At 49.4% G+C, this 18,657-nt stretch carries 21 protein-coding genes; all 21 read right to left on the bottom strand.

Annotated elements, in window-relative coordinates:
* Window position 1 precedes the first annotated feature (1 nt).
* The 21 genes from ACTVJH_RS04825 to kdsB all read right to left on the bottom strand — a co-directional run bounded on the left by ACTVJH_RS04825 (window position 2) and on the right by kdsB (window position 18,653).
* Window positions 2-1,066: a nucleotidyltransferase family protein gene (locus tag ACTVJH_RS04825; RefSeq protein WP_455988024.1), complete on the bottom strand. Its 1,065-nt coding sequence runs from the start codon at window positions 1,064-1,066 to the stop codon at window positions 2-4.
* 3 nt (window positions 1,067-1,069) lie between these two features.
* The gene (neuC, locus tag ACTVJH_RS04820; RefSeq protein WP_455988022.1) at window positions 1,070-2,242 is read right to left on the bottom strand and encodes a UDP-N-acetylglucosamine 2-epimerase; all 1,173 of its coding nucleotides are present in this window, start codon (window positions 2,240-2,242) and stop codon (window positions 1,070-1,072) included.
* 19 nt (window positions 2,243-2,261) lie between these two features.
* Window positions 2,262-3,284: an N-acetylneuraminate synthase gene (gene neuB, locus ACTVJH_RS04815; RefSeq protein WP_455988020.1), complete on the bottom strand. Its 1,023-nt coding sequence runs from the start codon at window positions 3,282-3,284 to the stop codon at window positions 2,262-2,264.
* Window positions 3,263-3,880: a NeuD/PglB/VioB family sugar acetyltransferase gene (locus ACTVJH_RS04810; RefSeq protein ID WP_455988018.1), complete on the bottom strand. Its 618-nt coding sequence runs from the start codon at window positions 3,878-3,880 to the stop codon at window positions 3,263-3,265. Before ACTVJH_RS04810 ends, neuB begins: the two co-directional genes overlap by 22 nt.
* Window positions 3,873-5,036, bottom strand: coding sequence for a LegC family aminotransferase (locus tag ACTVJH_RS04805; protein WP_455988016.1), 1,164 nt, complete (start codon window positions 5,034-5,036; stop codon window positions 3,873-3,875). The genes ACTVJH_RS04810 and ACTVJH_RS04805 overlap by 8 nt, the downstream gene beginning before the upstream one ends.
* Entirely contained in the window at window positions 5,029-6,006 is a 978-nt protein-coding gene (locus ACTVJH_RS04800) for an NAD-dependent 4,6-dehydratase LegB (protein WP_455988014.1), read from the bottom strand. The genes ACTVJH_RS04805 and ACTVJH_RS04800 overlap by 8 nt, the downstream gene beginning before the upstream one ends.
* 586 nt (window positions 6,007-6,592) lie before the next feature.
* Window positions 6,593-6,742: an AlbA family DNA-binding domain-containing protein gene (locus tag ACTVJH_RS04795; protein WP_455988012.1), complete on the bottom strand. Its 150-nt coding sequence runs from the start codon at window positions 6,740-6,742 to the stop codon at window positions 6,593-6,595.
* Window positions 6,743-7,231: 489 nt separating this feature from the next.
* The gene (locus ACTVJH_RS04790; RefSeq protein WP_455988010.1) at window positions 7,232-7,618 is read right to left on the bottom strand and encodes a type II toxin-antitoxin system VapC family toxin; all 387 of its coding nucleotides are present in this window, start codon (window positions 7,616-7,618) and stop codon (window positions 7,232-7,234) included.
* Entirely contained in the window at window positions 7,602-7,850 is a 249-nt protein-coding gene (locus tag ACTVJH_RS04785; RefSeq protein ID WP_455988008.1) for a hypothetical protein, read from the bottom strand. Before ACTVJH_RS04785 ends, ACTVJH_RS04790 begins: the two co-directional genes overlap by 17 nt.
* A 360-nt stretch (window positions 7,851-8,210) precedes the next feature.
* Entirely contained in the window at window positions 8,211-8,723 is a 513-nt protein-coding gene (locus ACTVJH_RS04780) for a GNAT family N-acetyltransferase (RefSeq protein WP_455988141.1), read from the bottom strand.
* Complete coding sequence (locus tag ACTVJH_RS04775) at window positions 8,720-8,992, bottom strand: type II toxin-antitoxin system TacA family antitoxin (RefSeq protein WP_455988006.1); 273 nt, start codon at window positions 8,990-8,992, stop codon at window positions 8,720-8,722. Before ACTVJH_RS04775 ends, ACTVJH_RS04780 begins: the two co-directional genes overlap by 4 nt.
* Window positions 8,993-9,237: 245 nt before the next feature.
* Window positions 9,238-10,533 (bottom strand): ATP-binding protein, encoded by a 1,296-nt coding sequence (locus tag ACTVJH_RS04770; RefSeq protein WP_455988004.1) that lies wholly within the window; start codon window positions 10,531-10,533, stop codon window positions 9,238-9,240.
* 327 nt (window positions 10,534-10,860) lie between these two features.
* A complete protein-coding gene (locus ACTVJH_RS04765; protein ID WP_455988002.1) occupies window positions 10,861-11,259 on the bottom strand; it encodes a HEPN domain-containing protein in 399 nt (132 codons plus the stop codon).
* Window positions 11,256-11,588, bottom strand: a complete 333-nt coding sequence (locus ACTVJH_RS04760) for a nucleotidyltransferase domain-containing protein (protein WP_455988000.1) — start codon at window positions 11,586-11,588, stop codon at window positions 11,256-11,258. Before ACTVJH_RS04760 ends, ACTVJH_RS04765 begins: the two co-directional genes overlap by 4 nt.
* Before the next feature lie 448 nt (window positions 11,589-12,036).
* On the bottom strand, window positions 12,037-12,357 hold the full coding sequence (locus ACTVJH_RS04755; protein WP_455987998.1) for a nucleotidyltransferase domain-containing protein: 321 nt from the start codon (window positions 12,355-12,357) through the stop codon (window positions 12,037-12,039).
* Entirely contained in the window at window positions 12,333-12,728 is a 396-nt protein-coding gene (locus tag ACTVJH_RS04750) for a HEPN domain-containing protein (protein WP_455987996.1), read from the bottom strand. The genes ACTVJH_RS04755 and ACTVJH_RS04750 overlap by 25 nt, the downstream gene beginning before the upstream one ends.
* Before the next feature lie 676 nt (window positions 12,729-13,404).
* Complete coding sequence (locus ACTVJH_RS04745) at window positions 13,405-14,334, bottom strand: GDP-L-fucose synthase family protein (protein ID WP_455988139.1); 930 nt, start codon at window positions 14,332-14,334, stop codon at window positions 13,405-13,407.
* A 94-nt stretch (window positions 14,335-14,428) separates the two neighbouring features.
* Window positions 14,429-15,514, bottom strand: a complete 1,086-nt coding sequence (gene gmd, locus ACTVJH_RS04740; RefSeq protein ID WP_455987994.1) for a GDP-mannose 4,6-dehydratase — start codon at window positions 15,512-15,514, stop codon at window positions 14,429-14,431.
* A gap of 262 nt (window positions 15,515-15,776) precedes the next feature.
* On the bottom strand, window positions 15,777-16,577 hold the full coding sequence (locus tag ACTVJH_RS04735) for a tetratricopeptide repeat protein (RefSeq protein ID WP_455987992.1): 801 nt from the start codon (window positions 16,575-16,577) through the stop codon (window positions 15,777-15,779).
* 72 nt (window positions 16,578-16,649) lie between these two features.
* Window positions 16,650-17,765, bottom strand: a complete 1,116-nt coding sequence (gene carA / locus ACTVJH_RS04730; RefSeq protein ID WP_455987990.1) for a glutamine-hydrolyzing carbamoyl-phosphate synthase small subunit — start codon at window positions 17,763-17,765, stop codon at window positions 16,650-16,652.
* A 156-nt stretch (window positions 17,766-17,921) separates the two neighbouring features.
* Window positions 17,922-18,653: a 3-deoxy-manno-octulosonate cytidylyltransferase gene (gene kdsB / locus ACTVJH_RS04725; protein ID WP_455987988.1), complete on the bottom strand. Its 732-nt coding sequence runs from the start codon at window positions 18,651-18,653 to the stop codon at window positions 17,922-17,924.
* Window positions 18,654-18,657: the final 4 nt, after the last annotated feature.

The following is an 18,657-nucleotide window of genomic DNA, read 5'->3' as shown; positions in this document are numbered from 1 at the left end:
GTTAATTCTGGTCTCCATTCGCAAAGTGCACACAATACTCCCCATTAGCCCGCTCAAAATCCTTCATCTGCCCGATATCCATCCAATACTCTCTCACCGGAAAAACAGTCGTCTTTATTTTTTTCTTCCCCAAAACATCAAAAAGAGATGGCATGTCGAAAAATTGATCTTTAGGGATACAATCAAGGCTTTCTGGTGAAAGGGCATATATTCCCGCATTGACAAAAAACTTATGAATCGGCTTTTCATCAATAGCCTTGAGATTCACCCCTTCGAAACGAACCACGCCATAAGGGATTTGATAATCGTACTGGCGTACGCACATGGTAGCGGCCGTCTCATGCTCTGAATGAAACTCGATCAGCTTTTCAAAATCAATCTTGGTCAATAAATCGCCGTTCATGACAAAAAATGGAAGCTCAGGGCGTACGGGAAGAAGGCTGAGAGCGCCAGCTGTCCCTAGAGGCTCAGTTTCTTCAATATACTGGATACTGACATCCCACTTATCGCCATTCCCAAAGTACTCCTTGATCATTTCTGAGCAGTAATTGACTGAAAAATAAAATTTGTGAAACCCTTGAACGGTAAAGCTCTGCAAAATGGTTTCCAGGATAGGGCGATCCCCGACCTTGAGCAGGGGCTTGGGACATCTTTCAGTCAACGGCCGCAGCCGGGTTCCCATACCTCCGGCCATCAGAACCACAATATTATCTTTACGCTCAGCATTTAGCAGGTCAATGAGCACCCTGAGTCCGTGGATTACGCCATTTTCATCAAGAAGTGGAATATGCCGGATTTCTTCTTTCTGCATGGTGGCCAGAATCTGTTCCCGGGTATCCGTCACAGATGCTGACAAAAATGAGCTGAACATGACCTGCTGAATATTCTCATCCATGGATACGCCATGCAGGATGGCTCTTCGGATGGTTCCATCCGTGACCATCCCCAGAAGCCGCCTGTTCTCATCGACGACAAGACCGACTTGGAGGGCAGAATTGTCAATAACCTCTATGGCCTGACGAAAGGTGGCAGAAGAAGGAATAAGCGCTGATTGCCAGTTTTTCATGGGTCACCCGATATCGTAAAATTCTTTTTTAATAATACTGGAAAGATCAGTAGTCTTAAGAACATGCATTATTTGCTTTACCGTTCCCTTTTTTTCATACGGATTGTTCATATCACTGAGCGACTCCCGAAAAGTATCAGAACAGGCTTTTTGTATGGCCTCATAAACAGATAACCGGTTGGGTTCGCAATCGATCACGCTCCCAGCCCTGACCCTTCCTTTTTGGCGGTCACCAATATTGACGGTGGGCACTTTGAAGCTGGGGGCCTCGACAATTCCGCTTGAAGAATTACCCACAACAGCTGTCGCATACTGCATTGCGCTCAAATATCTCAATTGCCCCATGGAAGTGAACGCAATCGTCGGGGAAGAATGAGCAGCCACATATTTGTCAATATGCAGATTGATTATCCTTCCATCCGTATCCGCATTGGCCTTTGTGAAGATAATTCTGACCTCAGGGGCATCGCAAAGAACCTGATCCAGGGCACTCAGAAGATTTTTGAACTGTTCCTCGGCTGTGGAAGTTTCAAGAGTGACCGGATGGAAAGTAACCAAAAAATATTTTTCTCCCAGATCGAAATCAATGGACTTGTCGAGTTCTGTTTTGGGCAATAGAGGCAAGTTTTTGATGTTTTCAATCCCGATGGCCCCGACATTAAAAACACGATCCGGGTGTTCTCCAAGCTGAATGACCCGCTTGCGATACTCCTGCGTGCTGGTGAAATGCAGGTGGCTCATTTTGGTGATGGAGTGACGAAACGCTTCATCCACAGCACCCTGCGTGGTTTCACCGCCATGCAAATGAGCAACAGGTATCCGATGATTCATGCAGGCACAGGCCATGGTTATAGATTCGAAACGGTCTCCCAGAATGACCACGATATCAGGATGTAACCGCTGCAACGCCTCGCTGTATCCGATAAGTCCCAAGCCCATGGATTTACTGGTACCAACCGGGGAATCAGAACTGAGCAGCATTTCCACCTGCTCATCAATCACAAAACCATCCTGCTCGATCAAGGTCCTGGTCGTACCGAACTCAGGCGAGAGATGCATCCCTGTAGCCAGAATCTGAAGCTGCAGATCACTGTCCTGACGAATGCTGTCCATCAAAGGCTTCAAGAGCCCGTATTCGGCCCGTGTGCCGGTAAAAATGCAAATTTTTCGTTTCACTTTGCAGGCTCAGTTGGATTCAGGTCTCAATGAGTTCGTCTTGCTGATATTCACGAACAGCGGGTCTGCCGACTACCTCATCCCACCGCATGGGAGATATCCCTGTACCCGGGCGTTTGGCTGCCAGATTGTCCTCACAGAGAATCTCATCTTTCAGGATATTCCGCCCAGCCACAATGCTTTTCCTGGCAATGGGTTTGTTTTTTCGCTCCGAAGGCGAAGGGGCCTTGATTCCACTGCCCAAGGCCAATTCGATATTTCTGATTGACCGTACCATATCTTCAAGCTCCTGCGGCTCAAGGCTTGCCCGGTGATCCGGTCCAGGGAGATTGCGATCCAGAGTAAAGTGTTTCTCGATGACCGTAGCACCCAATGCTACAGCTGCGATAGGCACTTCAATCCCCAGAGTATGATCGGAATACCCGACCCGAATGCCAGGAAAAGCGGCCTCGATGGTTTCCATAGCTCGAAGGTTAACATCACGCATAGGGGTTGGGTATTCCGTATTGCAGTGCAGTACGGTGATCTTGTCTCGAGAAGTTCCTGCACCTTCCAAAACGGCAAGAGCATCTTCTATCTCCCCAAGGTCGGCCATTCCTGTGGACATGATTACCTTTTGACCCAGGGAGCCAATTTTTCGTAAGTAGGGCAGGTTCGTGATCTCGCCGGAAGCGATTTTCCATACAGTTTGGCCCAGCCCTTTTAAAAAATCTATAGCCTGCACATCAAAAGCAGTGGATAAAAATTGCACATCACATTTTTTGCAATATGCAACTAACTCCTTATGGTCAGCAGAAGAGAGCTCCAAGCGCTTGAGCATTTCGAATTGGGATTCTTCGCTATTTGTGGATTGCTTTTGGTAGTCAGCTTTTGGAGCCTTTTTGGCAACGATGTTTTTGGCTTTAAATGTCTGAAATTTGACCATGTCAGCCCCGGCATGAGCCGCAACTTCCACAAGCTTTTTAGCCTGTTCAAGTGAGCCGTTATGGTTCACTCCTGCTTCCGCGATGATCACAACACTCATTTCTTTTTCTCTGGGCATGAAAAATTTTCGGTAATCAGAGACAATGCCTTGGCAAAGCAATTCTCATCCACAACTGCTGATTGAACGACACAGGACTGAGATCCTATAAACGATCCCTTGCCAATAGAAGCTCCGCCATTGACAATTGCTCCCGTTGATACATGGCAATGATCGTCTATAAATGCATTGTGTTCAATCAGTGCCTTGGTGTTGAGTATCCCATTGCAACCGATGCGGGCACCGGCATTGACTATCGCCTGATGCATGACAATCGTTCCCTTTCCGACATGTGCATGCTTCGAGACATATGCAAGAGGAGATTGAATGACTGGAAGTTGAAATCCAAAGGAGATGAGCATGTCGTAAAGTTTTATCCTAACTGCAGCGGTTCGGATCTGGCCAACCGTCACCAATGCATGTTCAAACTGGTCGCGTAATTTGGTCAAATCATCATCTGTTCCTAAAACTGGATACCCCAAAATTTTATCATCGGTAACAACACCGGGTCGGTCCACTATCCCGGCTATGGAAAATTTTCCTTCCAATTCGATCACATCGATACAGGATCGACAGTGTCCACCTGCCCCGACGAGGATAATTTCAGGTTTATTCACTGCTTCGAACCCCACTCGGCAAATTCACTACCCTTTCTCGCAGCCACTTGGCATTCCCAATCGGTCCAGTCTGACAATGCTTATATATGGTTAACTCCGTCATCAGCTTCCAGACGGGCCTGACCATCACTCCTGCAGCATTCACTGTTTCAAGAAATGTATCTCTGAACGACTCATCGTTTAAAGCAATGGAGCACAGCCAGTAATTGCTGCGCGTACCTTCAGGTTCTTTCAAAAATTCTGCCCAATCCTTGTCTTTGAAAAACTCACTGTAGGCAAGAGCGAGTGAACGTTTTTCCGTGAGTATTTCAGGCAGTCGTTCCATTTGGGCGCAGGCCAAGGCTGCATTTAGATTGGGCATGCGGAAATTGTATCCGATTTCGTCGTGTTCGAACTCCCAAGGGTGCGGCACCTTGGCTGTTGTGGTCAGATGTTTGGCCCTGGCCCCGAGGGATGCATCATTGGTCAAAATGGCGCCACCACCACCGCATGTGATGGTCTTATTGCCATTGAAGCTCAAAATTCCGACATCACCGAACAGACCGCAATACGTGTTGCCAACATAGGAACCAATGGCTTCTGCTGCATCCTCGACAACCGGAATCGACCACTTGCGGGCAATCTGAACAATTCGTTCGATTCTGCAAGGGTGGCCAAAGGTGTGCATGGGAAGGATGGCACCAATGCGTCGAAAGTTGGAACGGTTAAATGCATGGGTATTGCCTTCCTCGCCTTCACGGATTTGGACGTTGGATTCGAGCCAGGCTTCCAGGGCTTCAGGGCTGAGTCCCATGGTGTCCCGATCCACATCAACAAACACGGGATGTGCGTTCAGGTGTGCCACGGCATTGGCCGTAGCCACAAAGGTCAACGGCTGGGTGATGACTTCATCCCCACAGCCTACACCCACAAGTTGAAGGGCAGTTTGCAGGGCAGTAGTGCCATTGACCGTGGCTATGGCACGAGCAGCACCCGTAAAAGCGGCCAGATCGCGTTCGAACCGGTTCACGTATTCGCCAATGCTTGAAACAAAGGTGGAATCAATCGCGTCGAGGACGTAGCTGCGATCTTTTTCCTTGAACGTGGGCGCATGCAGCGAGATGAATTCGTCCGTACGGTAATAATCCCGGATGAACTGGATCAGGTCGTCATACATTGTACAAATCGATTTTATAGCGTGAGAGATTTTCAGGCTTGCTCAGCCAATCAATAGTCAGGCGCAAGCCTTCTTGTATCGTATATTTCGGCTCAAACCCGGTGAGCTTGTGAATCTTGGTATTGTCACACCAGAGCCGAAAGACCTCTGAATTTTCCGGGCGAATGCGTGCCTGATCAGTGACAAATTCAACATCTGAATCCATAAGTTCCTTGATCAGATTGAGGGTATCACCGATAGAGATCTCAAAATTAGAACCGATATTTACCACTTCGCCAATAGTCTTGTCGGATTCGGCCAAAGCAATGAAACCACGACAGGTATCAAGTACATAGTTGAAATCCCGGGTCGGGGAGACATCTCCCAGCGTGATTTGCTTTTTCCCGGCAGCAATCTGCATTATAATGGTCGGGATGACAGCCCTGGCGCTCTGCCGGGGACCGTAGGTATTGAAAGGACGGGCGATGGTGACCGGCAGGGCGAAGGCATTGTAAAAACTCAAGGCCATGGAATCAGCCCCGACCTTGGTGGCCGAATATGGGGACTGAGGCTGGAGAGGATGCATCTCATCAATGGGCACGTATTGGGCAGTACCGTAAACTTCAGAAGTCGAAGTATGGATAAGCCTGGAACACCCGTTTTCCTTGGCAGCCTGGCAGATGTTCAGCGTACCTTTGACGTTGGTATCAACGTAACTGTCGGGGGCAATATAGGAATAGGGAATGGCGATAAGAGCGGCCAGGTGGAAAATAGTGTCGATGCCTTTGGTTATTTCCTTGCAGAAGTGCGGATCGCGGATATCGCCACATACAACCTCGAGGTTGTCGTTTTTGGGTACTTCTTCCAGCCAACCCCAGTCGTTGAACGAGTTGTAAAAACTGAGGGCTCGGACTTTGTAACCCTTGGAAAGGAGCGTTTCTGTGAGATGAGAACCTATGAACCCGTCTGCGCCGGTGATAAGCACATTCATTCTATTCTCCTTGGGGCATATGTGCCGTCAAGAAAGTGCCGTTTTGATGAAGATATGCTTAGTTAAGCAAATTAAGCGCCAATGAAAAATGTTGCTGGAATTCCGGAGTGATGGGCGGCCGGTAACGGCGCGAAAACTATTGTCGGCAGTATTCTGCTAGCAGCTATCTGCCAAGGATTCAATGACTTTCAGGGGGGAGGATTGTTTTTCTCGCGTAGGGGCGCGGAGAAATGCAGGTTTGGGAACGCGGTGCGTTCTGAGAGGGCAGGGGGGTGATGCGAGGTGTGCAAGGGGCAAGCATTTATTACGCATTGTGGCTTTGGTTTTATTCTGCGTTCCAGCGTCTTGGGTGCGATACTGGTTTTTCTTTTTCTCGCGCAGAGGCGCGGAGGCGCGGAGAACGGCAGGTTTGGGAACGCGTTGCGTTCTGAAGGATGGTGAGTCTTGGTCTAGATCAGCTCAATAAACCTCATCGTGTTTCCCAATATCAAGCAACACGATGAGATCATTTCCTGAATCAGGATCTTTTTCAAATGCAAAAACAATCCGGCAATCATATTCCCCCTGTGTCAGGAAAGATGTCGCCTCAGTTGATCACCCACAAAAGAACCCAGCCGCCCATGGTGTTGGCCAGAGCGGAAAGAGCGATGATGGCTTCCTTGCCAAAATTCTTTTTGAACTCCAGGATTTCAGATTCGCCGGAAGCGATGAGGGTTTCGATTGTTGTGGCAGTCATAATCCTTGTTCCTCAGGGTGACAGCGTTTCTGCGAGATACTATTTTTTTCTCGCGCAGAGGCGCAGAGGCGCGGAGAACGGCAGTTTGGGGAGCGCGTTGCAGTGAGTCGGGGTCGGGCTGGCAATGGGCACAGGCTTGTATGCTTTTGTTTTCAGCCCCCCCCACACCGTGCATGCCCACGATGTACCACCGGACTACCGAGAAAAGGGGCGATCCGGGTGAGATACAAATTTTTCTTCTGAATGCCGAATTTGTTATTTTCAGACATCTGTTTGATATGGGTGAAACTATTTTGAGAGTCAAGCGTTTCTTCTTATATGTCCAATAGAACTTGATATTTCTCTTTGTGTCACAGCATCTCTGCGCGATACTGGTTTTTCTTTTTTTCTCGCGCAGAGATGCAGAGAAAGGCACTTTGGGGAAACGCGGTGCGTTCTAGCGGATGGAGAGAATGTATTGGTTGAGCATTGGGTCTGAAATCTATATCCTTACCAAATTATTTTTACATTGTATTTACTTATAGTGGCATCTGCTGTGATAAATGGCATGTTTTCACATAATGATTGTGCAATTAAAAGTCTATCAAAAGGATCTTTGTGAATTTGTGGGAGGTTTGGTAAGGTCCAGACATGCTCTTCTTTTGCTGGAAGAAAGAGAATTTGCGATTTTGTTTGCTGATCATGCCACAGGTCTATGAGGTGAGTATCAATATCCAGTTTTCCAAGTTGAATTTTGATCTGCATTTCCCATAGACTGACAATGCTCAAAAACAGTGAGTTTTTAGTATTCAGGATAATCTGCTTCGCCCTGTCAGATAGTTTTTCTGGATAAGCAGCAAACCAGAGGAAGACATGCGTATCAAGCAGAAAGTTCATCGCTTTCTCCCAGCCAGAATTCCTCTCCGAGATCTTTGTCAAAATCCTCGGCAATCCTGATCTTTCCTCTATATGTGCCGAGAATTCTGGATGGTTCAGCAGGGCTTTCCTCCTGTTTCTGAAAAACTAAAACAACATCCATTTTTCCGGTCGAGATGTTATCTGGAATTTTCAAGTCGATGATCAGCCTTCGATCTTCTGAAATGTTTACTTGTGTCTTTAATGTTTCCATGGACGAGATCTCCTACTGGCGTAACATGCCTTTTGTACCAAATGTTGTCTTGATGAAAATAACTGGTTACAATAATTTGAGTATTTCTATTAAAGCTACGTCTTAAATTGCGGATAAATAGTGCGCTGAGAGACGGGTTGAAAGTATTGATGATAATATCCTGCTAGCAGCTATCTGCCAAGGATTCAATGAGCTTCAGGGAAAGATGTTTTTTTCTCGCGCAGAGGCGCAGAGGCGCGGAGAAAGGCATTTTGGGGGAACGCTTTGCTTTTTAAGGAATGATGAGTCTGGTCCTGAGGATGACAACGGGTACAGGCATGGATGCCCTGGTCTTTCAATCTGTTCTCTGTGTCCCGGCATCTACTGGGAGTCAGTTGTTTCATTGTGTCTCGCCGCAAAGTCGAGGCCGAGCATGAGTGTCATGGGATTCAGGGGGGATTCCTGGAAGCCGTGGCAAAGGTAGAAGGCTTTGGCTTGATTGGAAATGGCATGGACCAGCAGGGCTCTGATACCGATCTGCGTGGAGACGTTCAGTGTTCTGCGTACTGCATCCTTGAGCAGCCCGCGTCCGAGGCCTAGGTTCTGCCAGCGGCGATCCACGGCCAGTCTTCCCAGCACCATAACTGGAATGTGGTCCGGCATGTTCCGGCGAATGTGGCCCGGGGCATCCATCCTGAGGACGCCTCCGGCTGCAAGGGCGTAGTATCCCGCAATTTGGTGATGATTGCAGACAACAAAGGTTCGTGATGCCCCTGCAGTTTCATTACGTAGTGCCCTTTTTTGCAACCAATCGTCGAGTATAGGAACACTGGAATCGAATTCCAAACAGCAATGCGTCGGCTGAATGGGCCCGGGGCGGCTTAGAACCGTCATGATTCCCATGGAGCCTTGGTATTGAGAAGTTCTGTCAAAGAATTGCCGGGGGGTGTGTCCAACGCTTTTTCGAAACGCTCGAATTCGTTTTCAGTTACATAAAAAAGACGCTGGTCCAGGAGAACGTTTTCCGCTTCCCTGCACGCCGCCTCGAGCATGAATTCCGAACGACTCTTGTTGACCGCCTTGGCAGCTCTGTCGATGAGAGCTCTTTGCGTCGCCAATGCCCTGATGTTGATGGGGGTTTGGCGATTTTGTGTTTGTGTCATGACACTACCCCTATGTGTGTAGCAAAAATATATACAATTTTGGGTGGCCGTCAACCGTTTTCTTTTTTTCGCGCGGAGGCGCAGAGGCGCGGAGAAAGGCATGTTTGGGAACGCTTTGCGTTCTGGGGGAATGGGTGGTGGGCAATGGTTGGCTCATGCGTATAAGCCTGGAGCTAGGAAGTCCTTGTCTTTCAATCTTTCCTCTGCGTCCCGGCGCCTCTGCGCGAGAAAGGCTTTATCCTTTTTTACGCGGACAATGAGATGAATTTTTGATAAAAAGGAAGTATCTCTATGTGAGCGTTTCCGAGTTCGATTTTTTCTGCAGTCTCGCTGGTTATGATTGTGCCTGTGTCCAGGCCGAATCGGGTGCAGGCTTTGGTCAGGCCTTTGAGTTCTCTCTTTTTGGTCTGCGGATTGCTCAGGTCATAACAGACCTGTATAGCCTCGATGATTTTTCCCCGGTCTGCGATCAGGAAGTCGCACTCGCAGGAATCATCACGATAATAAAAAATGTCATGGCCTCTTTTTTTCAGCTCTAAAAAGACAGCGTTTTCCAAGGCCTTGCCAAGATTCTCGGAAAATTTATACTCCACGGCATTACAGAGCCCGATATCGATTGCATAAACCTTTTTTTCCCCAAGTTCCCTGGAAACCAAAGCCTGATCATATCGTGGCAGGATAAGGCCGAGATAGCTGTTTTGGGCATATTCCAGAAAGTCGTAAAGGGTATTTTTTCCTATTTTTATATTTCCCGACTTGAGATCATTGTAGATTTTATGCACTGATACTTGCTTGGTTGACGAAGCAAGCAGTTTTTTCATGAAATATTTCAATGCCGGTAAATTGCTGACATGATATCTCTCGGCGATATCCCGATAGAGCAGCACATTGAAATATTCCTGCAACATCCTGGGATGCAGCCGTTCATCCACAAACAGGGTTTCAGGAAACCCTCCCTGGTTGAGAAATGTTGCCTGGGCATTTCGTATAAAGGCAAGCTGTCGCGAGGAGTGGAGATCGGTTGTGATCCCTTTGAAATGCACATACTCGTGAAAAGAGAGAGGAAAGACCTCAAAGCAGAGAGTTCGTCCGCGCAGACTGGTGGCTATCTCCGAGCCGAGCAGTTTGGAATTGGAACCGGTGAGGAAGATATTACGGGTTACTGTGTCGTACACTCGGCGGACGAATTTTTCCCATCCGGTTATGTTCTGGATTTCATCAAAAAAGAAAGAGCATGTTTCCAGGCGTTGATCCGGATACAGCTCGCGGTAGGCCTGGAGGATCACATCCAGCTCTTCAAGCCCCAGATCCAGACGCTCGTCTTCGAAATTGATGAACAGGGTTTGGGTTTTGTTTGTCTCCTGGGTGATCCTGTTTATGGTATCATAGAGAATACACGTCTTGCCGCTGCGACGTGCGCCCACCAGCGAGATTATCTTCCCGCTGTTCACGGGAACTTCAATATCTCGGGGGAAGACAGTGAACCCGTCCTGGAGGTGGAAATCCCGGATGATCTGTTTGAGGTAATCTTTCTTTTCCATGAAGAAAATATCGCCATATATTTTCTTTCAGTCAAGACATTTTTCCCGGGGTCCTGGAGTGCGCGATACTGCTTTTTCTTTTTTTTCTCGCGCAGAGGCGCAGAGACGCGGAGAAAGGCAGGTTGGGGAACGCGGGGCGTTCTGAGAGGGAAAGGGGGGGGGTATTGGTAAGGACCGCTGCCTTAAACGCTCTTGTCTCTCAATTTTTTTTCTGCGTCCCTGCGCCTCTGCGCGATATTGTTTTTCTTTTTTTCTCGCGCAGAGGCGCAGAGGCGCGGAGAACGGCATTTAGGGAACGCGTTGCGTTATGGAGGATGAAAGTATAACTCAACTCGCCTTAATGTTTAACTGGTTGCATACCTTTTCAAACACAAATTCGGCAAGAATCTGAAATTTCTTGGTATCTGCAATGGTCGGATTACCTTCCGGAAGAAGGCCTAGTTCGCCCGGATAACGCGCATCAATGTACAAGTCATCGAGAATGATCAACAAATCATGATCGAATTCGAAATCAACATCGGCCAGCGCGAATAATGTTTGGAGTTTATGCGTTTTCGGTACCTTGATGTTTGTGGATTCGAGTAATCCCTTGATCGTCTTTTCTATGGCCTGCTGAGCATGGAATGCAACGATAGGAGTGAGGTGCTCCTTGTCGATAAGGTAATGGATACTGGCCAGGTCGAGTTGAGCCGATCTGAGCCATTCTGTGACGATCTCTTTGTTCATATCAGCCTAATACCTTTTTCGGTTATTTCCCTGGCGAACGAGCTGTTCAGGTTGATGAACTTGGTATGCATTTTTTGGGTGTGTGTAATGATATCGATCGGGATCGTTTTTTGAAGATCACTGAGCACTCGTGACACTTTCAGGCGAACCTGGGTTTTTTCTTGGAAGTTTTTTGGGATGAAATCATCTTTAGTGACCACATAAAGATCCAGGTCACTTTCGTCATTTGCGGTACCATCGGCATAACTTCCAAAAAGGATGACCTTTTCCGGATTGAGGCCTTGGAGACGTTCGATAATCTGTCGTTTCAGCAGTTCTATGTCTTTCATGATATTTTTCCTCGCGCAGAGGCGCTGAGGAAAGCATTTTTAGGAACGCGATGCGTTCTGAGTCATATGGCTAATATTGGTTAATCCATGCAGATAGGATATAAATGGTTTTGTTCTACAATCTTTTCTCTGCGTCCCTGCGTCTCTGCGCGATACTGTTTTGTTTTTTCCTCGCGCAGAGGCGCGGAGGCGCGGAGAACGGCAGGTTTGGGGAACGCGGTGTGTTCTGTAGGACGATTGGGGTAGAACTATCTGGAAGTATTTGTGGGCCGGGTCTCTGAGATAAGCAACAAGCTGTTTTTATTTATATTGATTTTTAAAAACAGTCGATTTGATCCCTTACAGCCAATTTTTGTCGCTTAAATTACTATATGGTTATCTAACTATTCAATATGATTCGATAAAACTTAATAGTTGCCAAAGTTAAGCTCACAGCTCGTAGCGGGTGTTACTCAGAGCAGATTTCAATGCCAGAAGCATCAATCTCGTTGACCAGGGGGTTGTCAAGATTAAAGTCTTCAGGTCGGAATGGACTTGGTTCGATCCGATCATCAAAGTTTAGAGCCAACTTCATCAAAAAAACCCTTTCCTCAAAAAGATCCTGAGAAAAGTCAGGACTGACAATCGCTATATCAATGTCACTCCATTTATTGGCTCTGCCTTTGGCGTAAGAGCCATATAAATAAGCTCTGTCAACCTGTTTGACCTGATTGACTTGAGCAATATATCTCCGCATAAGTTCTTTTAACTCAGTTGGGATTTCAGCCATTTGAAATACCTTTTTATTGTTTCCATCTGTTGTGTGGTAAATTGCAGTGTGCATTTTTTACGAAAAGAATTTTTAAAATCTGGATATCTGGATTCAATATTAAAGGCGGTTATAGTCACAAAATCATTCTCAGCTTGTTTGTCAAGTTTAATCCCAGCAATTTTAGCAAGTCTGATAAGATTGTGAATTGGAGGGGCATGTCCCCGTTGCTCCTTCACGCATAATGCTTTTAGCATTTTTTCCAAAGCCAGATGGCCAAAAAACAAAGCATAGGAGAAATCTCCTTTCTCCACAAGGTGATCGGCAACCTTTAAGGCTTCGACTGCTTCAGATATCCAGAAGCGTATCAATTTATCAATATTCGGTTCCATGGTTTTTTACAAAAACCTCTTCCTCTGCGTCCCCGCTTCTCTGCGCGATACTGTTTTTCTTTTTTTCTCGCGCAGAGGCGCAGAGGCGCGGAGAACGGCAGGTTTGGGGAACGCGTTGCGTTCTGGGGGATAGTGAGTCTGGATCGAGTGATGCTAAGGTAATGGTCACAGGCCTGTTGTATGTCTTGGTCTTTCAATCCTTTCTCTGCGTCCCTGCGCCTCTGCGCGATACTGTTTTTCTTTTTTTTCTCGCGCAGAGGCGCGGAGGCGCGGAGAAAGGCATTTTTGGGGAACGCGTTGCGTTCTGGGGGATAGTGAGTCTGGATCGAGTGATGCTAAGGTAATGGTCACAGGCCTGTTGTATGTCTTGGTCTTTCAATCCTTTCTCTGCGTCCCTGCGCCTCTGCGCGATACTGTTTTTCTTTTTTTTCTCGCGCAGAGGCGCGGAGGCGCGGAGAAAGGCATTTTTGGGGAACGCGTTGCGTTCTGGGGGATAGTGAGTCTGGATCGAGTGATGCTAAGGTAATGGTCACAGGCCTGTTGTATGTCTTGGTCTTTCAATCCTTTCTCTGCGTCCCTGCGCCTCTGCGGGATACTGTTTTTCTTTTTTTCTCGCGCAGAGGCGCAGAGGCGCGGAGAACGGCATTTTTTGGGAACGCGTTGCGTTTGGTCATTGTCATTTTTTTGCGGCATACTCCGCGTAGACCCTGGCGATGCCGTCTTGAAGGCTGATGGCTGGTTGCCAGCCGAGGGTGGTGATTCTGGAGATGTCCAGGAGTTTTTGGGGGGTGCCGTCGGGTTTGTCCGTGTCCCAGACGATTTCGCCTGTGTGGCCCACGCATTCCTGGACCATAAGGGCGAGTTCCTTGATGGTCAGATCCTGGCCGCAGCCGATGTTCACCAGTTGGGGCGGGGTGTTTTCCAGTTCCATGAGGTGGACGCATCCCCGGGCCAGATCGTCCACATGGAGAAATTCCCTTTTGGGTGAACCCGTGCCCCAGAGGGTCACCGGTTTGTTGCCGGCCAGTTTGGCCTCGTGGAATTTGCGGATCATGGCCGGGAGGACGTGGCTGGTCGCCAGATCGTAGTTGTCGCCCGGGCCGTAGAGATTGGTGGGCATGGCCGACCAGAAGGTGGTGCCGTATTCCTGATTGTAGAATTCGCACATCTTGAGCCCGGCGATCTTGGCGATGGCATAGGCCTCGTTGGTCGGCTCGAGGGCGGAGGTGAGCAGGTAGTCTTCCCTTATGGGCTGGGGGGCCAGTTTGGGGTAGATGCACGACGAGCCGAGAAAAAGCAGTTTTTTGACCCCGTTGCGATAGGCCGCGTCAATGACGTTGGTGGCGATGACCAGATTCTGAAAGATGAACCGGGCCGGGTAGGTGGCATTGGCATGAATCCCTCCGACCTTGGCCGCGGCCAGAAAGACGTGATCCGGGTGATGCTCGGCAAAGAACTCGTTGACCGCCTGCTGATTGCACAGATCGAGTTCCTTGTGTGTCCGGGTGAGGATATTCCTATACCCTTTACGGGCAAGCTCCCGGCACAATCCGGAGCCCACCAGGCCCCGGTGGCCGGCTACATAAATGGAATCGGTTGGTTGCATGGTCATGTGCCTGCTGAAAGGGTGAATTGGACGAAAAACGATATGAAGCACATGGTTGTACAGTGCTCATTCTTTTGTTGAGAACGACGAGTCCCTATTCATTGTGACTGGGCACGGCAAATCCGGCCTTCTGGCAGAGATTGTCCCGGTCGGCCTCTTTGAGGTCGGTCTGGATCATCTCCCGCACAAGGGTGTCGAAATCCGATTCCAGTTTCCAGCCGAGCTGTTCCCTGGCCTTGGTGGGATCGCCCAGAAGAAATTCCACCTCCGTGGGCCTGAAATACCGCGCATCGATACGCACCCGGACCGTGCCGGTCCTCTCGTCCTTGCCCACCTCGTCGAGTCCCTTGCCCTCCCAGATGATGGGCATGGCCAGTTCGGCAAAGCTTTTTTCCACGAATTCCCGCACCGAATGGGTTTCGCCCGTGGCAATGACAAAATCGTCGGGCTGATCCTGCTGGAGCATGAGCCACATGGCCCGGACATAATCTTTGGCATGCCCCCAGTCCCGTTTGGCATCGAGATTGCCGAGATAGAGACACTCCTGCAGGCCGAGTTTGATCCTGGCGGCTGCCCGGGTGATCTTGCGGGTCACAAAGGTCTCGCCGCGCAACGGAGATTCGTGATTGAAGAGAATGCCGTTGCAGGCGAACATGTTGTAGGCCTCCCGGTAATTGACCGTTATCCAATAGGCATAGACCTTGGCCGCGGCATAGGGGCTCCGGGGATAAAAGGGCGTTGTCTCCCGTTGCGGGGTCTCCTGGACCTTGCCGAACATCTCGCTGGTCGAGGCCTGGTAGAAGCGGGTGGTTTTTTCGAGTCCGAGGACCCGGATGGCCTCCAGAAGGCGCAGGGTGCCCAGGGCGTCGGAGTTGGCCGTGTATTCCGGGGTGTCAAAGGAGACCTGGACATGACTCTGGGCGCCCAGATTGTAGATCTCGTCGGGATGAACCTGCTGGATGATCCGGATCAGATTGGTGGAATCGGTCAGGTCGCCGTAATGCATGAAAAAACGGACGTTTTCCTCATGCGGGTCCCGGTAGAGATGATCCACCCGGGCCGTGTTGAACGAAGAGGATCTGCGTTTGATCCCGTGGACTTCATAGCCTTCTTGAAGAAGAAATTCTGCCAGGTAGGAGCCGTCCTGGCCTGTCAGACCGGTAATGAGCGCTTTTTTCATGTATGGTTCCGTAGGAGAAAAGGGAAGAGGGTTGATCTGTCAGGACGATACGAACATTCGGCTTACCTTTGGAAAGGTTTATTGTATGGGAATGCTTTTCAGCGATTGTCGCCATCCTCATGCCGGGATCCCAGGATGCATGACTCCGGTGATTGGCATTGATCCGGGCCCGGTGAAGATCCCGCAGATCATATCCGGGAAGTCGTGTCGTCCGGTTTCCTGTCTCCGGCCTCCTGTCTCCGAGAAATACACCGAGGGGATCTTACATATGTTTTCTGGCAAACCTCAGCATTTTTTGTGCCTCTACAAAATCGGGATTGATCTCAAGCGCCTTGAGAGCCGTTTTTTCAACATTTTTCCATTGTCGCCAATCGATATACACGCGGCCCAGATTGAACAGGATATATTCGTTATCCGGAGAAGTGACCAACGCTTCATGGTAAAACCGTTCGGCCTCTTCAAATTTCTTGCTCTGGCGCAGGGCTATACCCAGTTTGTTGAATATGTTCGTTGACTTGGGATTGCCTTCATATGCGGCCTTGAGATACTCAATGGCCTCATCATAGATTTCCACATTCAGAAACCGCTCACCCACATCCGCCTTTAATTCCAGATCATCACTAAAGTCCTGACAGAGTTTGGCAAAAAGATACCTGGCCTTGTCGTATTCTTTGTTGTCGAGTGCTGCCTGGGCTTTTTCAAGATCGCGCTGTTTCTTGTTCTTCCATTCCTCGAGTTGTTCCAGGGCCTGCTTGCTTTTTTCATCCTGAAGAGCGGACAGGAGTTCGTTGATGGTTGTATTCAGTTCTTTTTCTTTTCCCGGTGTGTAGGTGAGAAGCAACGGAAAGACCTTTTTGAGCTCTTGATCATGACTGAGCTGATAAACGGCCCATTCAATCTGCTGTTCGAATTCCTTTTTTTCATGCTTCAACAAATTGGTGCGCAGGAAAAAGGCCAGGGCTTCGTGCAGGGAATTGACTGCGGCAAAGAGTTTGCCCTGTTTGAGCCGCGTGTTGACTCCTGCAAGTTGTTGCTTGATCTTGATGAACGCAGTGTTGCTCATGATGTTCTCCCTGGTATGAGCGGGTTGAGAAATTGTCTGCCCGTGGCAAGGAACCTGTGACCGCAGGCACGATTACCGGGTGATCAGATCCTTGAACCTGGCAAAAAAATACCTGCTGTCGTGGGGTCCGGGTGCTGATTCCGGGTGATACTGCACGGCCATGATCGGTTTATCCTTGTGCCTGAATCCCTCGAGGGTCTGGTCGTTCAGGTTGACGTGGGTGGTTTCGAGAAAATCAAGTCCCTGGATGTCGACGCAGAACCCGTGGTTCTGGGAGGATATCTCGATTTTTCCCGTGGTCAGATCCTTGACCGGATGGTTGCAGCCGTGATGACCGAATTTGAGTTTGTAACTTGTTCCACCCAGGGCGAGTCCCAGAATCTGATGTCCCAGACAGATGCCGGCAATGGGATACCTGGAGGCGAGATCGGCAACCGTGGCTATGGTCTGGCCCAGGACTGCTGGGTCGCCGGGACCATTGGAAAGAAAGATTCCGTCAGGTGCGAGTTCGTCAACTTCCTGGGGCGTGAAGGTTGGTGGGACCACGATCATATCCAGTCCCTGGGCGGCCAGAAGGCGCAGGATATTCCATTTTATCCCGAAATCATAGACAATCACCCTGGGGCCGGTCTGCGCCCACGTTGTTTGGGCTGCAGGTGAATCCAGGGGGGCCGGTCGGTCGTTGATCCATTGATAGGGGGTTTGGGGGGCAACAACCTCGACCAGGTTTTGTCCTTCCATGCACGGGATCTTTTTGGCCCTGGCCACCAATTCCTCGGGATCGTTCACCCCTGTGGCAATGACCGCACGCATGGCTCCGTGAATGCGAATGTGTTTGGTCAACGCCCTGGTATCCAGATCATGGATACCCATGACCCCGTGTTCCTTGAGATAATCGGGCAGACTCTGCGTCGAACGCCAGTTGGAGGGCCTGGTACAGCATTCCTTGCAGATGAGCGCGGCTGCCTGAATTCTGTCGGATTCCACATCGTCGAGATTGACTCCGTAATTGCCGATGAGCGGATAGGTCATGCAGACTATCTGTCCACGGTAGGAGGGGTCGGTCAATATCTCCTGATATCCGGTCATCCCGGTATTGAAGATGACTTCACCCTGGGTTTCACCAGGGCCGGTAAAGGAGGAACACTCAAAGAACGTGCCGTCTTCAAGGGCGAGAATAGCTTGCATACATGTAACTCCGACATGGCCGGTGCCATTGTTGTGTGTGGATGAGAAAAATTTCGAGATTAAAGGCGGCATATCTTGCCGCCTGATACGTGCTGAAATCTTTTATAAACAGCGAGCAACCAAACAGACCTGAAGAGTTATAATCTTTGTAACCGATCAGGACGACGCAAGAAGTGCGCGTACTTTTTCAAGATCTTCACGGGTGTCCACCCCAATGGATGGATACTCGGTAAGAGCCACATGGATGGGGATGTTTGCTTCGAGAAGACGCAATTGTTCCAGTTTTTCCATGCGTTCAAGTGGGCTTTCGCCCAAACTCTGAAATTTTTCAAGCACGGGAAACCTGAACCCGTAGAGCCCTATGTGTCCGAGAAAGGAGAATGCCCCATCTCGGGAAAAGGGAACCAGGGCTCTGGAAAAATAAAGCCCCCGGCCATCTTCTGCCCGGACCACCTTGACCACATTGGGGTCACGTGCCTGTTCGGGGGTGATGGATTTGGCCAGGGTGGTCACCTTGACCCGAGGATCGTCAAAAGGTGCTGTGAGCTGATCGAGCATGGCCGGTTCAAGAACCGGTTCATCGCCCTGGATGTTGACGATGGTCGACTGGTGATCGGCTCCCAGCTTGATGGCTGCCTCGAGAACCCTGTCCGTGCCGCTGGTGTGATCCTCTCTGGTCATGATCACGGGAATATCGAGTTCTCTGGCCTTGTCGGCAATGATGGAACTGTCCGTTGCCAGAACAACGCTGGTCAAGGATCTCGAGCGCATGGCACGTTCATAAACATGCCAGAACATGGGTTTTCCCAGGATTTCAGCCATGGGCTTGCCGGGAAAACGGGACGATCCGTAGCGGGCGGGGATGATACCATAAATGGGTTGGGACATAGGA

Source organism: Desulfoplanes sp. PS50 (genome assembly GCF_053851535.1).
Note: the sequence above shows the minus strand (reverse complement) of the source record. Positions and strands in the feature narration are given on the sequence as shown.

Excerpts from the sequence above, each read along its gene's own strand:
- ACTVJH_RS04735 (WP_455987992.1), bottom strand. The coding sequence starts at position 16,577 with ATGAGCAACACTGCGTTCATCAAGATCAAGCAACAACTTGCAGGAGTC.
- ACTVJH_RS04745 (WP_455988139.1), bottom strand. The coding sequence starts at position 14,334 with ATGCAACCAACCGATTCCATTTATGTAGCCGGCCACCGGGGCCTGGTG.
- ACTVJH_RS04755 (WP_455987998.1), bottom strand. The coding sequence starts at position 12,357 with ATGGCTGAAATCCCAACTGAGTTAAAAGAACTTATGCGGAGATATATT.
- ACTVJH_RS04825 (WP_455988024.1), bottom strand. The coding sequence starts at position 1,066 with ATGAAAAACTGGCAATCAGCGCTTATTCCTTCTTCTGCCACCTTTCGT.
- ACTVJH_RS04770 (WP_455988004.1), bottom strand. The coding sequence starts at position 10,533 with ATGGAAAAGAAAGATTACCTCAAACAGATCATCCGGGATTTCCACCTC.
- ACTVJH_RS04795 (WP_455988012.1), bottom strand. The coding sequence starts at position 6,742 with ATGACTGCCACAACAATCGAAACCCTCATCGCTTCCGGCGAATCTGAA.
- ACTVJH_RS04780 (WP_455988141.1), bottom strand. The coding sequence starts at position 8,723 with ATGACGGTTCTAAGCCGCCCCGGGCCCATTCAGCCGACGCATTGCTGT.
- ACTVJH_RS04800 (WP_455988014.1), bottom strand. The coding sequence starts at position 6,006 with ATGAATGTGCTTATCACCGGCGCAGACGGGTTCATAGGTTCTCATCTC.
- gmd (WP_455987994.1), bottom strand. The coding sequence starts at position 15,514 with ATGAAAAAAGCGCTCATTACCGGTCTGACAGGCCAGGACGGCTCCTAC.
- neuB (WP_455988020.1), bottom strand. The coding sequence starts at position 3,284 with ATGCCCAGAGAAAAAGAAATGAGTGTTGTGATCATCGCGGAAGCAGGA.
- ACTVJH_RS04750 (WP_455987996.1), bottom strand. The coding sequence starts at position 12,728 with ATGGAACCGAATATTGATAAATTGATACGCTTCTGGATATCTGAAGCA.
- ACTVJH_RS04775 (WP_455988006.1), bottom strand. The coding sequence starts at position 8,992 with ATGACACAAACACAAAATCGCCAAACCCCCATCAACATCAGGGCATTG.
- ACTVJH_RS04765 (WP_455988002.1), bottom strand. The coding sequence starts at position 11,259 with ATGAACAAAGAGATCGTCACAGAATGGCTCAGATCGGCTCAACTCGAC.
- carA (WP_455987990.1), bottom strand. The coding sequence starts at position 17,765 with ATGCAAGCTATTCTCGCCCTTGAAGACGGCACGTTCTTTGAGTGTTCC.
- ACTVJH_RS04790 (WP_455988010.1), bottom strand. The coding sequence starts at position 7,618 with ATGAACTTTCTGCTTGATACGCATGTCTTCCTCTGGTTTGCTGCTTAT.
- kdsB (WP_455987988.1), bottom strand. The coding sequence starts at position 18,653 with ATGTCCCAACCCATTTATGGTATCATCCCCGCCCGCTACGGATCGTCC.
- ACTVJH_RS04785 (WP_455988008.1), bottom strand. The coding sequence starts at position 7,850 with ATGGAAACATTAAAGACACAAGTAAACATTTCAGAAGATCGAAGGCTG.
- ACTVJH_RS04760 (WP_455988000.1), bottom strand. The coding sequence starts at position 11,588 with ATGAAAGACATAGAACTGCTGAAACGACAGATTATCGAACGTCTCCAA.
- ACTVJH_RS04805 (WP_455988016.1), bottom strand. The coding sequence starts at position 5,036 with ATGTATGACGACCTGATCCAGTTCATCCGGGATTATTACCGTACGGAC.